General features: G+C 70.5%; 17 protein-coding genes. 3 read left to right on the top strand and 14 right to left on the bottom strand.

All coding sequences use genetic code 11. The annotated features are described in order from the left end of the window. Positions 1 to 32: 32 nt before the first annotated feature. The 9 genes from pgl to rpmH form a co-directional block, all read right to left on the bottom strand. Positions 33 to 752 carry a 6-phosphogluconolactonase gene (gene pgl / locus VP06_RS12555; protein WP_048464113.1) on the bottom strand — a complete coding sequence of 240 codons (720 nt, stop codon included), beginning with the start codon at positions 750 to 752 and terminating at the stop codon, positions 33 to 35. Then, positions 749 to 2281, bottom strand: a complete 1533-nt coding sequence (gene zwf / locus VP06_RS12550; protein ID WP_048464112.1) for a glucose-6-phosphate dehydrogenase — start codon at positions 2279 to 2281, stop codon at positions 749 to 751. Before zwf ends, pgl begins: the two co-directional genes overlap by 4 nt. Next, entirely contained in the window at positions 2278 to 3252 is a 975-nt protein-coding gene (gene gnd, locus VP06_RS12545) for a phosphogluconate dehydrogenase (NAD(+)-dependent, decarboxylating) (protein WP_048464111.1), read from the bottom strand. Before gnd ends, zwf begins: the two co-directional genes overlap by 4 nt. Positions 3253 to 3488: 236 nt before the next feature. Further along, positions 3489 to 6320, bottom strand: a complete 2832-nt coding sequence (locus VP06_RS12540) for a bifunctional transaldolase/phosoglucose isomerase (protein WP_048464110.1) — start codon at positions 6318 to 6320, stop codon at positions 3489 to 3491. Between the two features lie 114 nt (positions 6321 to 6434). Continuing rightward, positions 6435 to 6806, bottom strand: coding sequence for a DUF423 domain-containing protein (locus VP06_RS12535; protein WP_048464137.1), 372 nt, complete (start codon positions 6804 to 6806; stop codon positions 6435 to 6437). Next, on the bottom strand, positions 6806 to 7474 hold the full coding sequence (gene yihA, locus VP06_RS12530) for a ribosome biogenesis GTP-binding protein YihA/YsxC (protein ID WP_048464109.1): 669 nt from the start codon (positions 7472 to 7474) through the stop codon (positions 6806 to 6808). Before yihA ends, VP06_RS12535 begins: the two co-directional genes overlap by 1 nt. Beyond that, the gene (gene yidC / locus VP06_RS12525) at positions 7474 to 9321 is read right to left on the bottom strand and encodes a membrane protein insertase YidC (protein WP_048464108.1); all 1848 of its coding nucleotides are present in this window, start codon (positions 9319 to 9321) and stop codon (positions 7474 to 7476) included. The genes yihA and yidC overlap by 1 nt, the downstream gene beginning before the upstream one ends. Positions 9322 to 9432: 111 nt before the next feature. Then, the gene (locus VP06_RS12520) at positions 9433 to 9972 is read right to left on the bottom strand and encodes a ribonuclease P protein component (RefSeq protein ID WP_063928385.1); all 540 of its coding nucleotides are present in this window, start codon (positions 9970 to 9972) and stop codon (positions 9433 to 9435) included. A 46-nt stretch (positions 9973 to 10018) separates the two neighbouring features. Beyond that, the gene (rpmH, locus tag VP06_RS12515; RefSeq protein WP_010300405.1) at positions 10019 to 10153 is read right to left on the bottom strand and encodes a 50S ribosomal protein L34; all 135 of its coding nucleotides are present in this window, start codon (positions 10151 to 10153) and stop codon (positions 10019 to 10021) included. Between the two features lie 222 nt (positions 10154 to 10375). Between rpmH and VP06_RS12510 the strand changes: the two genes are divergently transcribed. Together VP06_RS12510 and rcdA are read left to right on the top strand one after the other, a co-directional pair. Then, complete coding sequence (locus VP06_RS12510; protein WP_048464107.1) at positions 10376 to 10567, top strand: DUF1192 domain-containing protein; 192 nt, start codon at positions 10376 to 10378, stop codon at positions 10565 to 10567. Positions 10568 to 11139: 572 nt separating this feature from the next. Next, positions 11140 to 11664 (top strand): protease adaptor protein RcdA, encoded by a 525-nt coding sequence (gene rcdA / locus VP06_RS12505; protein ID WP_048464106.1) that lies wholly within the window; start codon positions 11140 to 11142, stop codon positions 11662 to 11664. A gap of 113 nt (positions 11665 to 11777) precedes the next feature. Here rcdA and rpmE read toward each other — a convergent pair whose 3' ends face one another. Next, positions 11778 to 12014: a 50S ribosomal protein L31 gene (gene rpmE, locus VP06_RS12500; RefSeq protein WP_048464135.1), complete on the bottom strand. Its 237-nt coding sequence runs from the start codon at positions 12012 to 12014 to the stop codon at positions 11778 to 11780. A 215-nt stretch (positions 12015 to 12229) separates the two neighbouring features. Between rpmE and VP06_RS12495 the strand changes: the two genes are divergently transcribed. Then, positions 12230 to 14050, top strand: a complete 1821-nt coding sequence (locus tag VP06_RS12495) for an ABC transporter transmembrane domain-containing protein (RefSeq protein WP_048464105.1) — start codon at positions 12230 to 12232, stop codon at positions 14048 to 14050. Between the two features lie 216 nt (positions 14051 to 14266). On the opposite strand, the gene VP06_RS12490 is transcribed toward VP06_RS12495, so the two are convergent. From VP06_RS12490 to VP06_RS12475, 4 genes are all read right to left on the bottom strand, one after another. Continuing rightward, complete coding sequence (locus tag VP06_RS12490) at positions 14267 to 15280, bottom strand: peptidoglycan -binding protein (RefSeq protein ID WP_048464104.1); 1014 nt, start codon at positions 15278 to 15280, stop codon at positions 14267 to 14269. Positions 15281 to 15287: 7 nt separating this feature from the next. After that, a complete protein-coding gene (locus tag VP06_RS12485; RefSeq protein ID WP_048464103.1) occupies positions 15288 to 16328 on the bottom strand; it encodes a MotA/TolQ/ExbB proton channel family protein in 1041 nt (346 codons plus the stop codon). A gap of 139 nt (positions 16329 to 16467) precedes the next feature. Beyond that, entirely contained in the window at positions 16468 to 17289 is an 822-nt protein-coding gene (locus VP06_RS12480) for a TIGR00282 family metallophosphoesterase (protein WP_048464102.1), read from the bottom strand. A gap of 8 nt (positions 17290 to 17297) precedes the next feature. Next, positions 17298 to 17829: 5-formyltetrahydrofolate cyclo-ligase (locus tag VP06_RS12475; RefSeq protein ID WP_048464101.1), on the bottom strand; the 532-nt coding region annotated here is incomplete at its 5' end.

Raw genomic sequence — 17829 nt, 5'->3', positions numbered from 1 at the left:
CGTTGCATCGTGGGGTCGCCCGCCTCCGCCCGTCAGCCCGCTGCCGCCCGGTCGAGCAGCCACGCCGTCTCGCCCCGGGCCCGCACATGGCCCGCGGGCAGGTCCTCGCCGGCGGCCAGGCGGGCGAGCGGCGCCCGCTTGCCCTGGCCGGTGACCAGGAACAGGATCAGCGGCGTGGCCCCCAGCGCCGGCAGGGTCAGGCTCACCCGCGGCACGAAGGGGGCAAGGCCGGCCTGCGGCACCGCCACCACCCAGGCTTGGGCCTCCCGCGCCTCCGGCTTACCCGGAAACAGCGAGGCGGTGTGCCCGTCCTCCCCGAGGCCGAGGAGCACGAGATCGAAGAGCGGGCGGCCAGGATCGAGCCGGTCGGCGCCGTACCAGGCCCGAAGTTCCGCCGCATAGGTTTCGGCACAGACCGGCGCCGCGCCGTCGCTCGGGATCGGGTGCAGGTGGCCGTCGGGCACGAGGTCCCCGAAGCCGTCCTGCGCCAGGCGCCGGTTGCTGCCGGCCTCCGGGCCGCCGCCGACGCGCTCGTCGCCGAAGAACCAGTGCAGGCGCTCCCAGGGCAGGGACTCGCGAAAGTCCGGCCCGGCGAGCAGCCGGTAGAGGAGCTTGGGGGTCGAACCGCCCGACAGGCAGATCCCGACCCGGCCCGGCGTCGCGTGGGCAACCGCGACCAGCCGCTCGGCCGCGGCGCGTGCGACCGCGTCGGGATCGGGCAGCACCTGATGGCCCGTGGGGACTGTGCTCATGTCTGATGCTCCAGCGAGCGCCATGCGCGCCCATCGCCGGTCAACAAGTCGTCCGCTTCCTTCGGTCCGGCGCTGCCGGCCTCGTAGGGGATGGTCTCCAGCCGACCCTGGGCGGCGGCGTCGAGGATCGGCTGCACGATGCGCCAGCCGGCCTCGATCATGTCGGCGCGCTGGAACAGCGTCGGGTCGCCGATCATCGCGTCGTAGATCAGGGTCTCGTAGCCGGTGCTCGGCTCGGTCTTGAAGTAATCCTTGTAGCAGAACCGCATGTCGACGCTGCCGAGTCGCACTGCCGGGCCCGGGATCTTGGCGCCGAATTGCAGCGAGATGCCCTCGTCGGGCTGCAATTGCAGCACCAGCCAGTTCGGCACGTCCTCGCGGACGTTGGTGCCCTTGAACAGCGACAGCGGCGCCTGCTTGAAGCGGATCGCGATCTCGGTGTCGCGCCGGGCCATCGCCTTGCCGGTGCGGAGGTAGAACGGCACCCCGGCCCAGCGCCAGTTGTCGATGCCGAGCTTCAGGGCCACGAAGGTCTCGGTGCCGCTGTGCTCGGCGACGTCCGGCTCCTCGCGATAATCCTTGACGGCCTTGCCCTGGACGGTGCCGGCCGTGTAGCGGCCCCGCACCGTGTCCTCGACCCGGGCGGAGGGGGTGGCGAGCAGCACCTCCTCCTTCTTGTCGCGCACCGCCTCGGCCTCGAACGAGATCGGCGGCTCCATCGCCACCAGCGTGTAGAGTTGGAACAGGTGGTTCGGCACCATGTCGCGGAGCGCGCCGGTGGCCTCGTAGAACTTGCCCCGTCCCTCGACGCCGACCGTCTCCGCGACGGTGATCTGCACGTGGTCGATGTGGTCGCGGTTCCACAACGGCTCGAACAGGCCGTTGCCGAACCGGAACGCCATGATGTTCTGCACCGTCTCCTTGCCGAGGAAGTGGTCGATGCGGAAGATCTGGTCCTCGGACAGGACCGTCAGGATGTCGGCATCGAGTCGCTCGGCCGAGGGCAGGTCGTGGCCGAACGGCTTCTCGATGATGACCCGGCGCCACCGATCCTCGCCCTCCTCGACGAGGCCGGCCTCGCCGAGCTTGGCGATGGTGGGCCCGAACAGGCCGGCGGCGACCGCGAGGTAGAACAGGACGTTGCCGCCATCCTCGCGGCCCGACACCTCGGCGATCGCGCCTTTCAGCGCCGCGAAGGAGTCGGCCTTCGACAGGTCGCCCGAGCGGTAATGCACGCGCTCGACGAGATCGGTCCACACGCCCTCGTCGAACGCGCCGCCGCCGGCCTCGCCGCCCTTGGCGGTGATGAAGCCGCGCACGGTCTCGCTCAGGTCACGGCGGAACTCCTCCGACGACATCTCCGAGCGGCTGACGCCGATCACGGAGAAATCCTTCGGCAAGAGACCCCAGTGGCCGAGATTGTAGAGCGCCGGCATCAGGAGCCGGTGGGTGAGATCGCCGGTGGCCCCGAAGATCACCAGGGTGCAGGCGGGCGGGGGGGCGGCCCCCTCGGCCATGGACCTCGTCATTTCGGCTCCTGGTGGCCGCCGAAGCCCTTGCGCATCGCCGAGAGCAGCTTGTCGGCGTAGGTCGCCTGCTGGCGCGAGCGGAAGCGGGCATAGAGCGCGGCGGACAACACGTGGGCCGGGACCGCCTCCTCGATGGCGGCGTTCAGCGTCCAGCGGCCCTCGCCCGAATCGGCGACATGGCCCGAGAAGGTGTCGAGGTTCTCGTCGCCGGCCAGCGCCATGGCGGTGAGGTCGAGGAGCCAGGACGAGACCACGCTGCCCCGGCGCCAGACCTCGGCGATGTCGCCAATATTGAGGTCGAAGCGCTGCGCCTCCGGCAACTCCGGGGAGTTGGCGTGCTTGAGGATGTCGAAGCCCTCGGCATAGGCCTGCATCAGGCCGTACTCGATGCCGTTATGGATCATCTTGACGAAGTGGCCGGCGCCGCTCGGTCCGGCATGGATGTAGCCCTGCTCGGCGCGCGGGTCGCGGCCGTCGCGGCCGGGCGTGCGCGGCACCTCGCCGACGCCCGGCGCCAGGGTCCTGAAGATCGGGTCGAGCCGGTCGACCGCCGCCTTGTGGCCGCCGATCATCATGCAGTAGCCGCGCTCCAGACCCCAGACCCCGCCGGAGGTGCCGACATCGACGTAGTGCAGGCCCTTCTCGTCGAGGATCGCGGCGCGGCGGATGTCGTCCTTGTAGAACGAGTTGCCGCCGTCGATGATCACGTCGTCCGGCTGCATCAGCCCGGCGATGTGCATCACCGTCACCTCGGTCGGGTCGCCCGCCGGCAGCATCACCCAGGCGGTGCGAGGGGCCTCGAGCTTGGCGACGAAGTCGTCCAGGCTGTCGGCGCCGACCGCGCCCTCCTGCACCAGGGCCGCCACGGCCTTGGGATCCTGGTCGAACACCACCGCCGTGTGTCCGTTGCGCAGGAGCCGCCGGACGATGTTGCCGCCCATCCGACCGAGGCCGACCATGCCGAGTTGCATCACGTTACTCCTCGCCGGCAAGGCCGGGGCCGGCGGCCCGTGGGCGTGGGGCCCGTCGTAACTCGTGAGGCGCGGTCCCCGTCTCCCGCGTGGGAGAGGGGTGAGGGTGCTACGGTTCCGGGTAAAGCGCGGGACGTTGAGCTGCCAGCACCAAGCTCTTCGCCTCACCCTGAAGCGTGTCACCCTCACCCCCGACCCTCTCCCACACGGGAGAGAGGGAGATCGCGTTCGAGGGGCTAACTAAGTGCCGTCTTCAGCCGGTCGAGCCCTTTGGCCACATCGCCCTTGATGTGAACCCGAAGCGCCCGCCGGCCGCGCTCGGAGAGCACGCCGAAATCGCCGCGCGCCTGGGCGGCGATCACGGTCGCGAAGCCGAGGCTGCGGCCCGGAATGGCGAGATCGGGCGCTTCCGAGGTGATCTGGAGGAAGACGCCGCTGTCGGGCCCGCCCTTGTAGGCTTGGCCGGTCGAGTGCAGGAAGCGCGGCCCGAACTCGGCGCAGGTCGCGACGTGCCTGGCCTCGCGCAGGGCCACCCGGGCCTGCTGAAGCGGCTTCAGATGCTCCGGGTTGCGGGTGACGTAGGCGAGCAGCGCGACGTAGTCCCCCGCCTCCACGCGCCCGATCTGCGCCTTGATCCAGCTCTCCGGGTCCGAACCCGCGCCGGCCTGGCGCAGGGCGTCGGCATTGGCGGCGTCGGTGAAGAGGGCGAAGCCGTCATCCTCCGCCACCGGCGTCTCGGCCGGCAGTGCGCCGTCCGTCTCGGCGGCCGAGAACAGCTCGCGGGTCTTGATCTTGCTCGCCTCGACGTCGGGCTGGTCGAAGGGGTTGATGCCGAGGACCGCGCCCGCCACCGCCGTGGCGATCTCGAAGCGGAAGAATTCCTGCGGCAGGCTCGCCTTCGAGGCGAGGGCGATCCGCACCACCGGGTGGCCCGCCTCCTCCAAAGCCGTGACGGCGGCGTCCTGGCCCGCATCGGCGCCCGCGTCGAGGCGCAGATAGACGAAGACCCGGTCCTGGCCGTAGGCGGCCGGCGCGGCTAGGGGCTCGTTGTCGATCGGGATGAGGCCCTTGCCCTCCTTGCCGGTCGACTCGGCGATGAGCTGCTCGGCCCAGGCGCCGAACGTGTCGATGCCGGGCGAGGCGATCAGCGTGACCTTGTCGCGGCCCTGCTCGGTGGCGGCCTTGCCCAGAACCAGGCCGAGCTGCACGCCCGGATTCAGGTCCGGCGGCACGTCGGAGCCGCAGGAGCGCACCATGGTGCGGGCGCTCTCCAGGAACGCCGTCACGTCGAGGCCCATGGCGGCGGCCGGCACCAGGCCGAAGGCCGAGAGCACCGAGTAGCGCCCGCCGATCTGCTTGACGCCGTGGAAGATGCGCCGGAAGCCGTCCTCCTTGGCGGCTGTCTCCATCGCCGAGCCCGGATCGGTCACGGCGACGAAGTGGCGGCCGGCCTTGTCGGGCCCGACCACGTCGCGCATCCGGCCGAGGAAGTAATCGCGAAACACGTTCGGCTCGAGGGTCGAGCCCGACTTCGAGGCGACGATGAACAGGGTACGCTCCAGGTTCACCGCGGCCTCGACCGCCCGGACCTCGTCCGGATCGGTCGAATCGAGGATGCGCAGGCGCGGGAAGCCGGCCTGGGGGCCGAACGTCTCGGCCAGCACCTCCGGCCCGAGGCTGGAGCCGCCCATGCCGAGCACCACCGCGTCGGTGAAGCCCTCCTGCTTCACCTCCGCCGAGAAGGCGGCGTAGTCGGCGGCCTTCGTCACCTCATCGTCCACGATGGTGAGCCAGCCGAGCCACTGCGCCTCGTCGGCGCCGCTCCACACGCTGGCGTCGCGCTGCCACAGGCGGCGCACCAGCCCCTCCTTGCGCCAAGTCTCGATCGCCCGCTTCACCGGCTCGTCGAGGCTGCCGAGCGCCAGGGCCTGCCGGTCGAGGCCCTCGCCCAAAAACGTTTGGCGCTTGCCCGCGACGGCGCCGAGCAGCTTGTCGGCGGCGTCGACGAAGAGCTGCACGCCCTCCTCGACGAGCTGGCGCGCCACCGCGTCGAGGTCGATCCCGGCCTTGGCGAGATGCGCGAGCACCCGCTCGGCCTCGTCGACGCCCTCTTCCAGGCTCGCCCGGACTTTTCCGTGATCGCGAAAAGCGTCCATCGTCGCGGGCGGGATGGTGTTGACGGTGTTGGGGCCGATCAACTCCTCGACGTAGAGCACGTCGGAATAGGCTTTGTTCTTGGTGCCGGTGGAGGCCCAGAGCAGGCGCTGCGGGTGGGCGCCCTTGTCGGCGAGCGCCTGCCAGCGCTCACCGGCGAACAGGCGCTTGTAGCGCTGATAGGCGAGCTTGGCGTTGGCAATCGCCACCTTGCCCTTGAGGCCCTCCAGTGCCGCCGCCTCGTCGGGGTCGCTGGCCGCGGCGATCGTGTCGTCCAGCAGCGTGTCGACGGCGGCGTCGATGCGGCTGACGAAGAAGCTCGCCACGCTGGCGACGCGGCCGATATTGCCACCGCTCCGGGCGAAGGTCTCCAGGCCGTCGATATAGGCGTTGGCGACGTCCTCGTAGGCGCCTTGGGCGAAGAGCAGGGTGACGTTGATGTTGATGCCGTCCGCCGTGAGATCGCGGATCGCCGGAATGCCGGCCGGAGTGGCGGGCACCTTCACCATCAGGTTGTCGCGGGCCACCGCCTTGTGGAGGCGGCGGGCCTCGTCCAGCGTCTCGGCGGTGTTGAGCGCCAGATAGGGCGACACTTCCAGGCTGACGAAGCCGTCCTGGCCGCCGCTCGCCTCATAGACCGGTCGCAGCACATCCGCGGCGGCCTGGATGTCGGCGATGGCGAGCCCCTCGTAGAGGTCGATCACCCGCTGGTCGCCCGCGGCCTTGAGGGCGTCGTCGTACTCGTCCGAGTGGCCGATCGCCTTCTCGAAGATCGCCGGGTTCGAGGTCACCCCACGCAGGCCGTCCTCCTCGACCAGCCGCTTGAGTCCACCCTTCTGGACGAAGCCTCGGGCCACGAAATCGAGCCAGACGGCCTGGTCCTGTTCGGCGTGCAGCCTCTTGAGCGGGTTCATGCCTGGATCTCCGCGTGTTTGCCGGAGATGTGGACCGGAAGGGGCCGCTGTCCAGGGGGAAGGAGTATCGTAAGCTTAGCCGGCCGCGTGAAAACGGCGCGTCCTTGATCTGTGTCAGCGCCGCGCCGGCCAGAACCCCGCGACGGCGACCAGCGCCCAGCCGAGGATCAGGATCAACCCGCCGCTCGGCGCCGCCATTGGGGCAAGCGGATGCTGCAACAGCGCCCGGACTGCAAGGTCGCCGGAGAAGAGCGCGAGGCCGAGCGCCAGGGCGAACCCCGCCGTCCGGACCGGGACCGGATGGGCACGGCCGCTGCCGGCCAGAAGCGCCAGGGCCAGCAGGGCCGGGGCATGGAAGAGCAGGAACTGCGCCGCCGTGGCGAGGCTCGTCGCCCCGGCGATGTGGGCCGCCGCCGCAGACAGCGCCACGCCGAGCGCGCCGGCAAGGCCGGCGAGCGCGATCAGGGCCCGGTCGGCGGGATGCATCATTCGCCGCGCTCGGCGAGCAGCCGGGCGATGCTGGCGCGCAGATCCGTGACGCCGTCGTCGGTGCGGCTCGAGGTCAGAATGATCTCCGGATAAGCCGCCGGCCGCCGGGCGATCGCCGCCGCCGTGGCGTCGAGCCGGGCCTGGATCTCGTGCTTCTTGAGCGCGTCCGACTTGGTGAGGACGATCTGGTAGGACACGGCGGCCTTGTCGAGGCCATCCAGCACCTCGGCATCGTTCGGCTTGATGCCGTGGCGCGAGTCGATCAGCACGTAGACCCGGGCGAGATTCGCCCGGCCGCGCAGGTAGGAATGGATCAGCTCGGTCCAGGCCGCGACCTTCGCCTTCTCGACCGCGGCGTAGCCGTAGCCCGGCATGTCGACGAGAACGAGCTTGCCGCCGCCCACGTCGAAGAAGTTGAGCTGCTGCGTGCGCCCCGGGGTGTGCGAGGTGCGGGCGAGCGCGTTGCGGCCGGTGAGCGCGTTGATCAGGCTCGACTTGCCGACATTGGAGCGGCCCGCGAAGGCGATCTCGTGCCCCCGCATCGGCGGCAGGATCTCGAGCTTGTCGGCGGCATAGAAGAAGTCGGCGGTGCCGGCAAAGAGCAGCCGCCCTGCTTCACGCAGGGCGGCGTCCTTCTCGGCCTCGGTCTGAGGCTGGTCCTGCATCAGCTCTTCGCAGCCTTCGGCGTGCGCGAGACCATCGAGCGCAGGTTGTCCCACAGCTCCACCTTCACCCCGTTGCGCCGCATGATCACGTATTGCTGGATCACCGACAGGGTGTTGTTCCAGGCCCAGTAGATCACCAGTCCGGCCGGGAACGAGCCGAGCATGAAGGTGAAGATGATCGGCATGAAGGTGAAGACCTGGGCCTGGACCGGGTCCGGGGGCGCGGGGTTCATCTTCATCTGCACGAACATCGTGATGCCCATGACGATGGGCCAGATGCCGAGATGCAGGAAATCCGGCGGCGTGTAGGGCAGGAGACCGAACAGGTTGAACAGCGAGGTCGGATCCGGCGCCGCCAGGTCGCGGATCCAGCCGAAGAACGGCGCGTGCCGCATCTCGATGGTGACAAACAGCACCTTGTAGAGCGCGAAGAAGACCGGGATCTGCACCAGCACCGGCCAGCAGCCGGCGACCGGATTGATCTTCTCCTTCTTGTACAGCTCCATCATCGCCTGCTGCTGCTTGACCTTGTCGTCGGCATAGCGCTCGCGGATGGCGGTCATCTCGGGCTGAACGGCCTTCATCTTGGCCATCGAGACGTAGGAGCGATTGGCGATCGGCAGGAAGAACAGCTTCAGGATGAAGGTCACGACCAGGATCGAGACGCCGAAATTGCCGAACAGCCGGTAGAAGAAGTCCAGCGCCTTGAACATCGGCTTGGTGATGAAGTAGAACCAGCCCCAGTCGATCAGCAGGTCGAAGCGCTTGATCCCGAGCGACGCCTCGTAGCCGTCGATGGCGCCGACCTCCTTGGCGCCGGCAAAGAGGTGCTGTTCCGACGAGACGGTGGCGCCGGGCGCGAGCGACTTCGCCTCGCCGAGGCTGCTCGCCTGGTAGACTTTGGTGGCGCCCTCGTCCCGCTCGGTGAACGAGCCGGTATAGGCGGTCTTCTGGTCCGGGATGGTGGTGGCGGCCCAATACTTGTCGGTGATGCCGAGGAAGCCGCCGGTCACCCCGGTCCAGGAATGGCCGCGGGTTCCGGGCGTGCCGAGGGGGTTCTCCTTGGCGAGCTTGTCGTAGGTGAATTCCTGAAGACCCTGGTCGCCCAGAACGCCGATCATGCCCTCGTGCAGGACGTAGTAGCCCTGCGTCTGCGGCTTGCCCCAGCGCGAGACGAGGCCATACGCATACAGCGTGACCGGGGCGGTGCCCTTGTTCTCGACCGCGTCGGCAACCGTGAACATGAACTTGTCGTCGACCGAGATCGTGCGGCGGAAGGTCAGGCCCGCGCCATTGTCCCAGGTCAGAACCAGGGGCTTCTGGGGGGTGAGCGCGTCGCCCTCGGCGGTCCACAGCGTGTCGCCGGTCGGCAGCGGGCCGGCATTCTGGCCGACCCAGCCGAACTCGGCGTAATAGGGGTTGGCCGAGCCGATCGGCGACAGAAGCTCGATGCGCGGCGAGCTGTCGTCGACGGTCTCGTGGTAGTTCTTCAGCAGCACGTCGTCGATGCGGCCGCCCTTCAGCGCCACCGAGCCGGCCAGCGCCGGGGTGTCGATCCGCACCCGCGGCGACCGGGCGAGCGCCTCGGCGCGGCTCGCCGCCAGGGCGGGGCTGCCGGCCGGCGCGCCCGGAAGGGTGCCGGGCAGCGGTGCTGAGGGGCCGCCCTCGCGGGGGCTCGCCGCCGGGCCGTTCTTGGCCGCCTGCGCCTGCCGCGCAGCCAGCTCCTTGGCGGCCTGCTCCTGGCGCTGGCGCTCCACCTGCGGCGCGCTGACGAAGTAGTTCCAGCCGAGCAGCACTGCCAGCGACAGCACCACGGCGATGATCATGTTCGTCTTGTCGTTACCCATGGACCCGCGACGCCTGCCGCCAAAAGAGCGGGACCGAGGGCGGACCTGGCGGCCCACATCCCGGCCCTCACGACCAACACGACGAGGCGATTCCGGCTGTCCGGGATCGCCTCACGACTTCCGTTCCGGGGACCCCGGTGCTGGGGCTTGCCCCGGCGCGCCCGGGCCCCGCTTGCCCGAGACCGGATGGCCCGAGCCTGCCTTGCCCCGATCTGTCTTGCCCCGATCTGACTGGCCTCTGCCGCGCCCCGGCTTCGCACCCTCGCCGGAGGGAGGCTTCGGACCGCGCGGCTTCGTCACCGTGCCGAGGGCTTGCGCGACATCCTCGACCAGCTGCGCGAAGGGCGCCGCCAGGGCGTCGCGCCGGCCGATCAGCACCATGTCGGCCGCCTTGTCCCGCTGCGCCGGGCCGGCCTGATCGGCCGCGCGCTGCGCGGCGGCCTTGAGGCGGCGGCGGATGCGGTTGCGCTCGGTGGCGTGACCTTCGCGCTTGGTCACGGTGAAGCCCACGCGCAGGCCGCCCGGCGGTCCATCGTCCCGCAGGCGGCCCTGTGCCGTCAGACGCTCGGTATGGAAACGGCGGCCCTTGGCCGCCGCCAGATAGTCCGGGCGCCGGGTGATCCGGCCGATCGGCGGCGAAGCACCGGTCATCGCGGCACTCCGGTCAGCGCGGCGCTTGCGGGCACCGCGACGGGCCTTACGCCGACAGGCGCTTGCGGCCGCGGGCGCGGCGGGCGGCGATCACCTTGCGGCCGCCGACGGTGGCCATGCGGGCACGAAAGCCGTGGCGGCGCTTGCGCACGAGCTTCGACGGTTGGTAGGTTCTCTTCACGGCTCGTTCTCCGAAGGCCGGGGCCGGCCGCACGCATGGCGCTGCCGAGGCCCTCGTGGTCCAGAATGTCTTGGCGAAAGCGAACCGCGCCCGAATGGGGCGCGGTCACGTCGCGCCGGTGTATGGCGGAATGGTCCCGGCGAGTCAATCGCGTTAAGGATCGCGCGCAGCCGCGCGTCGGCGCCTGGCGAAGGCGTCTGCGAGCGCGCGAGGGAGACGCCGATGTTCGACGATGCCGACAGCCGCAAGCCGCCGCAGGCCGCCCACCAGATCGGCCAGGACCTCGCTGCCCTGTCCGTCTCCGACCTCGATGAACGGATCGAGATCCTGCGCCGTGAGATCGCCCGGCTCGAGGAGGACAGGCGGCGTAAGCAGGCGTCGCAGGAGGCGGCCCGGGCGGTGTTCAAGTTCTGAACCGGGACGGGTCGCGGTCGGGATGTCCCGTTTCGGGGCGTCGATGCGGCGGTGGGGCATGGCCACCTGCTCGCCGGAGACCGAGGCTCGGTTGTTCTGTCCCGGCATTCGGGAGGGCCGTCCGGCGAAAAGCAGAAACCCGCGCGTCATTCGCCTGCAGGTTGAGCCTTGTCGCCTGGGGAGACGGCCCACTCGCCTGCGCCACCGGCGCTTTCCCGCTCACGCTCCGATCGCGTTAACCATTTCTTAAGCCTTCTGGGCGATAACCACGTCGGTCCAGCTTTCTGGATGTCGAGTGGTCTCTGTCCACTCTGTTTGATGCCTCCCTGTACGACTCTCTCAGCCGCCCCCTTGGGGCGGCTTTCTTTTTTCCGCCCCACCCCGCCGCGCTCCGCGTTTTTCGCGCGTTTCCTGGGATCGCCCGTCCCCCGTCGGCGTTGACGTTAAGGTTAATCACTCGTTGACGGCGCGTGGCCCGCGCCATGGCGCTATCGTTGCGCCAGTCAGCCCGAGCGCACCGTGAATGTCCCGCATCGAGGCGGGGCCGGCGCCGCGGTGGCACAGGAGGGATCATGGGCGTGATGGACGTGATGTTTCGGGACGAGCAGCCCACCGTGCGGTTCGGCGAGACCTTCGTGGCCTCCGAGGGCTTCAAGATGCTGTTTCGCGAGGGCATGACCCTCGTGGAGGAGACGGCGGCCTATCTCGACGGTCCCGGCCGCGACGAATCGCGCCTTCTCGCCCGCCACGCCGCCCTGACCTATGCCAGCGAGAGCATGCGGCTCACCACCCGGCTGATGCAGATCGCCTCCTGGCTCCTGGTGCAGCGCGCCGTGTCGGAGGGCGAGCTGAGCCTGAGCGAGGCCGCCGAGGAGAAGACCCGGGTCCGGCTCTCGACCTCCGAGCCGAACGAGACCGCCCCGGTCCTGATCGCCGAGCTGCCGCTGTCGCTCCAGGCCCTGATCGCCCAGTCGAAGCGGCTGCATGCCCGCATCCTCCACCTCGACCGCCTGATCTCCGACGACCGCCCGACCCCCGAGCCGCGGGTGAGCCCCGTCTTCGCCCAACACGACATGCTGCGGATGGCCTTCAGCTGAAGGCCGCGGCGGGGGAGGGCGCCGCCCTCCCCGGTGCTGGACAGAAGTGATCCGGGCACGAAAAAAGCCCCGGCCGCGAGGCCGGGGCTTTTTTCGCGCGAACGGTCCGCCGCTTACTTCTTGCCGAACGAGATGCCGGCGAAGCGCGAATTGAAGCGGGACAGGCGGCCACCGCGGTCCATGAGCTTCTGCTCGCCGCCGGTCCAGGCCGGGTGCGTGCTCGGGTCGATGTCGAGGTTGAGGGTGTCGCCCTCCTTACCGTAGGTGGAGCGCGTCATGAACGAGCTGCCGTCGGTCAGCACCACCTTGATGAAGTGGTAGTCCGGGTGCTCGGTCGCGGTGCGGGCCACCTTGGGGGTCGCGACCGACTTGCCGGCGGGGGCCGCCTGCTTGGCGGCGGGGGCTGCTTGCTTTGCCATGACGAATTCCTACAGAGTGCGACCCGCGCCGAACGCTCCGCTTCGGGCCGCGGCCATTGATCGCGCGTAATCGGATGAGCGGCGGCCTATACCTCACCTCCGTGCGCCAAACAAGCGCCGGCACCCCGGACAACACGACAGTTCAGATGGCACGTTCCGATACCGCTCGTCCCCGCGCCTCCCTCGGGGCCCTGAAGCCCCTCGTTCCGTTCGCGGCGCGCTACAAGGGCCGGATCGCCGCCGCGATCCTGGCGCTCGTCGCCGCCTCGGGCGCGACCCTGACGGTGCCGGTGGCGGTGCGCCGGGTGGTCGATCTCGGCTTCGCCCATCATGCACCGGGAATGGGCGAGGTCGGAATGATCGACGCCTATTTCGGCGCCCTGATCGGGGTGGTGGGGGTGCTCGCCGTCGCCAGCGCCGCCCGCTATTACTGCGTCGTCACGCTCGGCGAGCGGGTGGTGGCGGATCTGCGCGCCGCGGTCTTCTCCCGGCTCACCACCCTCGACCCCGCCTTCTTCGACCGGTCGCGCAGCGGCGAGCTGGTTTCGCGCCTGACCGCGGACGCCGCCCAGGTGAAGTCGGTCTTCGGGGTCTCGCTCTCGATCCTGTTGCGCAACCTGTTCCTGTTCGCGGGCGCGGTCGGCATGATGGTCTGGACCAGCCCGTGGCTGTCGGTGCTGGTGCTCGCCGCGATCCCGCTCATCGTCTTCCCGCTGATCCTCTCCGGCCGCGGGGTGCGGCGGCGCTCCCGGGCCGCGCAGGACCGCCTCGCCGACGCCTCGGCCTTCGCCACCGAGGCGGTGGGCGCCGTGCGGACCATGCAGGCTTTCGGCATGGCCCAGGCTACCGCCGCGCGCTTCGCCGCCGCCTCGGAGGAGGCGTTCCTGGCCTCGCGCAGCTCGGCGCGGGCACGGGCGCTGCTCACCGGCGTGGCCATCTTCCTGATCTCGGCCAGCGTCGTCGGCGTGCTGTGGTACGGCGCGCAAGGGGTCGCAGCCGGCACGATCTCGGCCGGGCAATTGTCGCAATTCGTGCTCTACGCGGTGTTCGGCGCGAGCGCGCTCGGCCAGCTCTCGGAGGTCTACGGCGAATTGACGCTTGCCGCCGGCGCCGCCGAGCGCCTGGGCGAGATCCTCGAGACCGTGCCGGCGATCGGCGCGCCGGACCGGCCCCGCGCCCTGCCGCAGCCGCCCCGCGGCGAGATCGCCTTCGAGCGGGTGCGCTTCCATTATCCGACCCGGCCCGAGCAGCCCGCCCTGCACGAGCTCACCTTCACGGTCGCCCCGGGCGAGCGCGTCGCCCTCGTCGGGCCGTCGGGGGCCGGCAAGAGCACGGTGCTGCAACTGCTCCTGCGCTTCTACGATCCGGAATCCGGCGAGGTGCGGATCGACGGGGTGCCGGTCGATGCGGTCGAGCCCGACGCCCTGCGGACCCGCATGGCCCTGGTGCCGCAGGACCCGACCGTGTTCAGCGGCAGCATCCGCGACAACATCCGCTACGGCCGGCCCGAGGCGAGCGAGGCCGAGGTGGAGCGCGCCGCCGCCCAGGCCCATGCCGACGGCTTCATCCGCGCCCTGCCGCAGGGCTATGCGACCCATGTCGGCGAGCGCGGCATCACCCTCTCGGGTGGTCAGCGCCAGCGCATCGCCATCGCGCGGGCCATCCTCAAGGACGCCCCGATCCTGCTCCTCGACGAGGCGACCTCGGCCCTCGACGCCGAGAGCGAGCGGGCGGTGCAGGCCGCCCTCGACCTGCTGATGAAGGACCGCACCACCCTGGTGATCGCCCACCGCCTCGCCACCATCCGGGCCGCCGACCGCATCCTGGTGCTGGAGGACGGCCGCATCGCCGAGCAGGGCACGCACGAGGCGCTGCTCGCCCGCGGCGGGCTCTATGCGCAACTGGCGGCGTTGCAGTTCGGCGCCGGGGTGGATCTCGCGGGGGAGCGGCAGGTGGCGGAGGTGTGATACCAACGGTCGAAAGAAAACGACCTTTGGTTCCGTTCTCCAATCGTCGCTCAGCCTTTGGCTGAGTATCGAAAGTTTGAGATGGTTCATCGGCCCGATGCGTCAGCATCTTGGGCCGATGGTATGAGAGACATCCGCCCGATTCGACAGGTGTGTCCTCTCTCGCGACCTCAGGCTGAAGTTCGCGGGTCGGATGAGACGAAGGGCGGAAAGTCCTCACCGCTCCGTCAGCTTCATCTCGATCCGCCGGTTGCGCGCGTAAGCCTCCTCGGTCGTCCCGGCATCGAGGGGCTGGAACTCGCCGAAGGCGCCGGCCAGCAGCCGCTGCGGTGGGATGCCCTTGCCCACGAGGTACTGCACCACGGCGATGGCGCGGGCTGCCGACAGCGCCCAGTTCGACGGGAATTGCGCGGAGTTGATCGGCCGCGCGTCGGTATGGCCGTCGACCCGCAGCACCCACGGAATGTCCGATGGGATCTGGCGGTTCAATTCCAGGATGGCGCTGGCGATCCGGTCGATCTCCGGGCCGGCCTCGGGCTTCAGCACGGCCTGGCCGGCCGAGAACAGCACCTCGGATTGCAGCACGAAGCGGTCGCCGACGATGCGGATGTCGGAGCGGTTGCCGAGGATCTGGCGCAGGCGGCCGAAGAAGTCGGAGCGGTAGCGGGCCAGTTCCTGCACCCGCTGGGCCAGCGCCACGTTGAGGCGGCTGCCGAGATCGGCGATGCGGGCCTGGCTCTCGCGGTCGCGGGTCTCGGAGGCGGCGAGCGCGTCTTCCAGGGCCGCGAGCTGCTGGCGCATCGCCGCGATCTGCTGGTTCAGCAGGTCGACCTGGGTCAGGGCCCGGGTGGTGGCGCCCTTCTCGGCGTCGAGCTGGCGGCCGAGTTCGGTGGCTTTGCCTTCCGCGCCCTGGCCGCTCGCGAGCAGGTCCTGCAACCGCTTGCGCTCGGCCTCGGAGCCCTGGAGGTTCGCCCGCAAGGAGGCGGCACTCTCCTCCAGCGCCCGCTTGCCGGAACGCTCCAGGGCCAGGAGGTCGGTCAGTTCGGAGATCTGGCGGTTCAGCCGTTCCAGCACGGTGTCGCGGCCGGACAATTCCTGCGACAGGAAGAACTGGCCGGTGACGAAGATGGTGAGCAGGAAGACGACCGAGAGCAGCAGCGTCGTCAGCGCGTCGACATAGCCGGGCCAGACATTGAGGGCGCGGTCGCGCCGGACGAGGCGGCCGGCCATCAGCGCGTCACTCCACTTTCTCCCGGGCGAGGCGCTCGAGCACCTGCTTCAACTCGCGCTCGCGGCTGGCCTGCGCCTCGACCCAGTCGCGGATCATCTGCTGCTCGGCGCGCATGTGCTGGACGAGACCCTGGATGCCCTCGGCGAGGTTCGCCATCGCCTGGGTGCTCGCCCGGCCTTGCGCCGTGCTGTCGCCGACGAGGGTGCCGAGCCGCGTCATCGCATCGGCGATGTCCTTCAGCACCGCATCGCCCTTCGGCGCCGGCTCGGGCGGGCGCGGCAGGCCGGTGGCGAGCGCCGCGGCAGCCGACACCGTGACGGGGACCGGCACCGGGGCGGGCAGAGGCCCCGCCGCCGTCACGAGCCAATCCTCCAGCTCGTTGTAGAACCGGGTATGGGCCTGCCCCGCCTGGAGGTCGAGGAAGCCGATCACCAGGGAGCCGGCGAGGCCGAACAGCGAGGCCGAGAAGGCGAGGCCGATGCCGGAGAGCGGCACCGCGAGGCCGCTCTTCAACTCGTCGAACATCACCGCCGCGTCGCCGCCCCCCGCCCGCATCGAGCGGATCACGCCGCCGACCGCCGAGAGGGTGTCGATCAGGCCCCAGAAGGTGCCGAGCAGGCCGAGCAGGATCAAAAGGCCGCCGATGTAGCGCAGGATCTCGCGTCCCTCGTCGAGACGGGAGGCCACGCTGTCGAGGAGCGGCTGGAATTGCGCTTGCGGCTGCGGCCGGCCGGCCCGCGCCTCCTGGAGCGCCGGTGCCAGGGCCGACAGTACCAGAGGCGTGCCGGGATCGGCGGCCCCCGTGACGGTGCGGTTGGCGAAGCGCACCTCGCGGAACAGGCGCTGCACCTGCCCGAAGGCCATCAGGATGGCGATCAGCGTCGCGCCGAGGATCAGGCCATTGAGGCCGGGATTCGCCATGAAGGCCGGCACGATCTGGCGGTAGAGCACGAAGGCCAGGAAGCCGGCCAGCGTCAGGAACACCACCATGCGGATGAGGTAGATCCGCGGCGACGTCAGAGGAGGGGACGCAGCGCTCGCCGCCATCGCGGGCCGTACTCACTGTCGCGGGCGACGCATCGCCCGCAGGGTGCCGGGGCGGTTCCGCCCCGAACCGGGGAGAGCCGGCGGCACTGTGCCGGGTGCCGCCGGGCCGATCAAGCCGGAGCCGGGGGGCGCCGGGGATTCAGTCCCAGTGTTGCGGCCATGCTTCCTCGAGATGCGGCCCGAGGCGCACCGGGCTCACCCGCCGGGCGAGGCCGGTGGCATCGTCGGTCTCCACCGCGAGGCCGCACAGGGTGCCCTCGCCAGTCGCGGCTTCGAGGCGGCTGCCCGGGGTCTTTTGCAGGAAGCGGCGCACCGGCTCGTCCTTCTGCATGCCGAGCACCGAATCGTAGTCGCCGCACATGCCGACATCCGACATGTAGGCGGTGCCGCCCGGCAGAATGCGGTGGTCGGCGGTCGGCACGTGGGTGTGGGTGCCGACGACGAGGCTCGCCCGGCCGTCGAGGAACCAGCCGAAAGCCTCCTTCTCGCTCGTCGCCTCGGCATGGACGTCGACGATCACCGCGTCGGCCGCATCGCGCAACGGGCAGGCGGACAATTCGCGCTCGGCCGCCGCGAAGGGATCGTCGAGGGGATCGAGGAAGATCCGCCCCATCACGTTGACGACGAGGACCCGGGCGCCGTGCTTCGTCTCGATCACCGTGGCACCGCGGCCCGGCGTCCCGGACGGGTAGTTCGCCGGGCGCACCAGCCGGGGCTGGCGGGCGATGAACACCATCGCCTCGCGCTGGTCGAAGGAGTGGTTGCCGAGCGTCACCGCGTCGGCGCCGGCATTGATCAGCTCGTCGCAGATGCTCTCGGTGATGCCGAAGCCGCCGGCGGCGTTCTCGCCGTTGATCACCACGCAGTCGAGGCGCCAGCGCTCGCGCAACGCCGGCAGGCGCTCGCTCACCGCCAGGCGGCCCGGCCGGCCGACGACGTCGCCGAGGAAGAGGAGGCGCATGGCGGGGGTCAGTCTCCGGTGGGGTGGATCAGGCCCGCCTCGGTGACGATTCCGTCGAGGGGCCGGTCGTGCGGGCCGTCCGGCACGACGGGGGTTTCCTGGGCCGCGAAGGCGATGCCGATGGCGAGCGCCCGTCCCTGCGCGTCGAGGCGCGCCAGCGCCCGGTCGTAATAGCCCTTGCCGTAGCCGATGCGGTGGCCGCGCCGGTCGAAGGCGGCGAGCGGCACCAGCAGCACGCGGGGATCGACCACCGGTGCGTCGGGCCCGGGCTCGCTCAGGCCGAAGCCGCCGGGGCTGAGCGCGTCGCCCTCGGCCGCGAGGCGGAAGACCAGCCCGTCGGGCGTGACCTGCGGCAGGGCCACGGCCTGCCCGCGGTCGCGCAAGGCGGCGATCAGCGGCCGGACGTCGACCTCGCTGCGAATCGGCCAATAGGCCGAGACGAGGTCGGCCTTCGCGATCTCGGGACGGGACAGGACGATCTCGGCGATGCGGCGGGCGGCGTCCTCGCGCGCCTCGACCGCCAGCCCGTCCCGCCGCGCC

It is taken from the genome of Methylobacterium aquaticum (assembly GCF_001043915.1).
GTDB classification, from domain to species: domain Bacteria; phylum Pseudomonadota; class Alphaproteobacteria; order Rhizobiales; family Beijerinckiaceae; genus Methylobacterium; species Methylobacterium aquaticum.
Note: the sequence above shows the minus strand (reverse complement) of the source record. Positions and strands in the feature narration are given on the sequence as shown.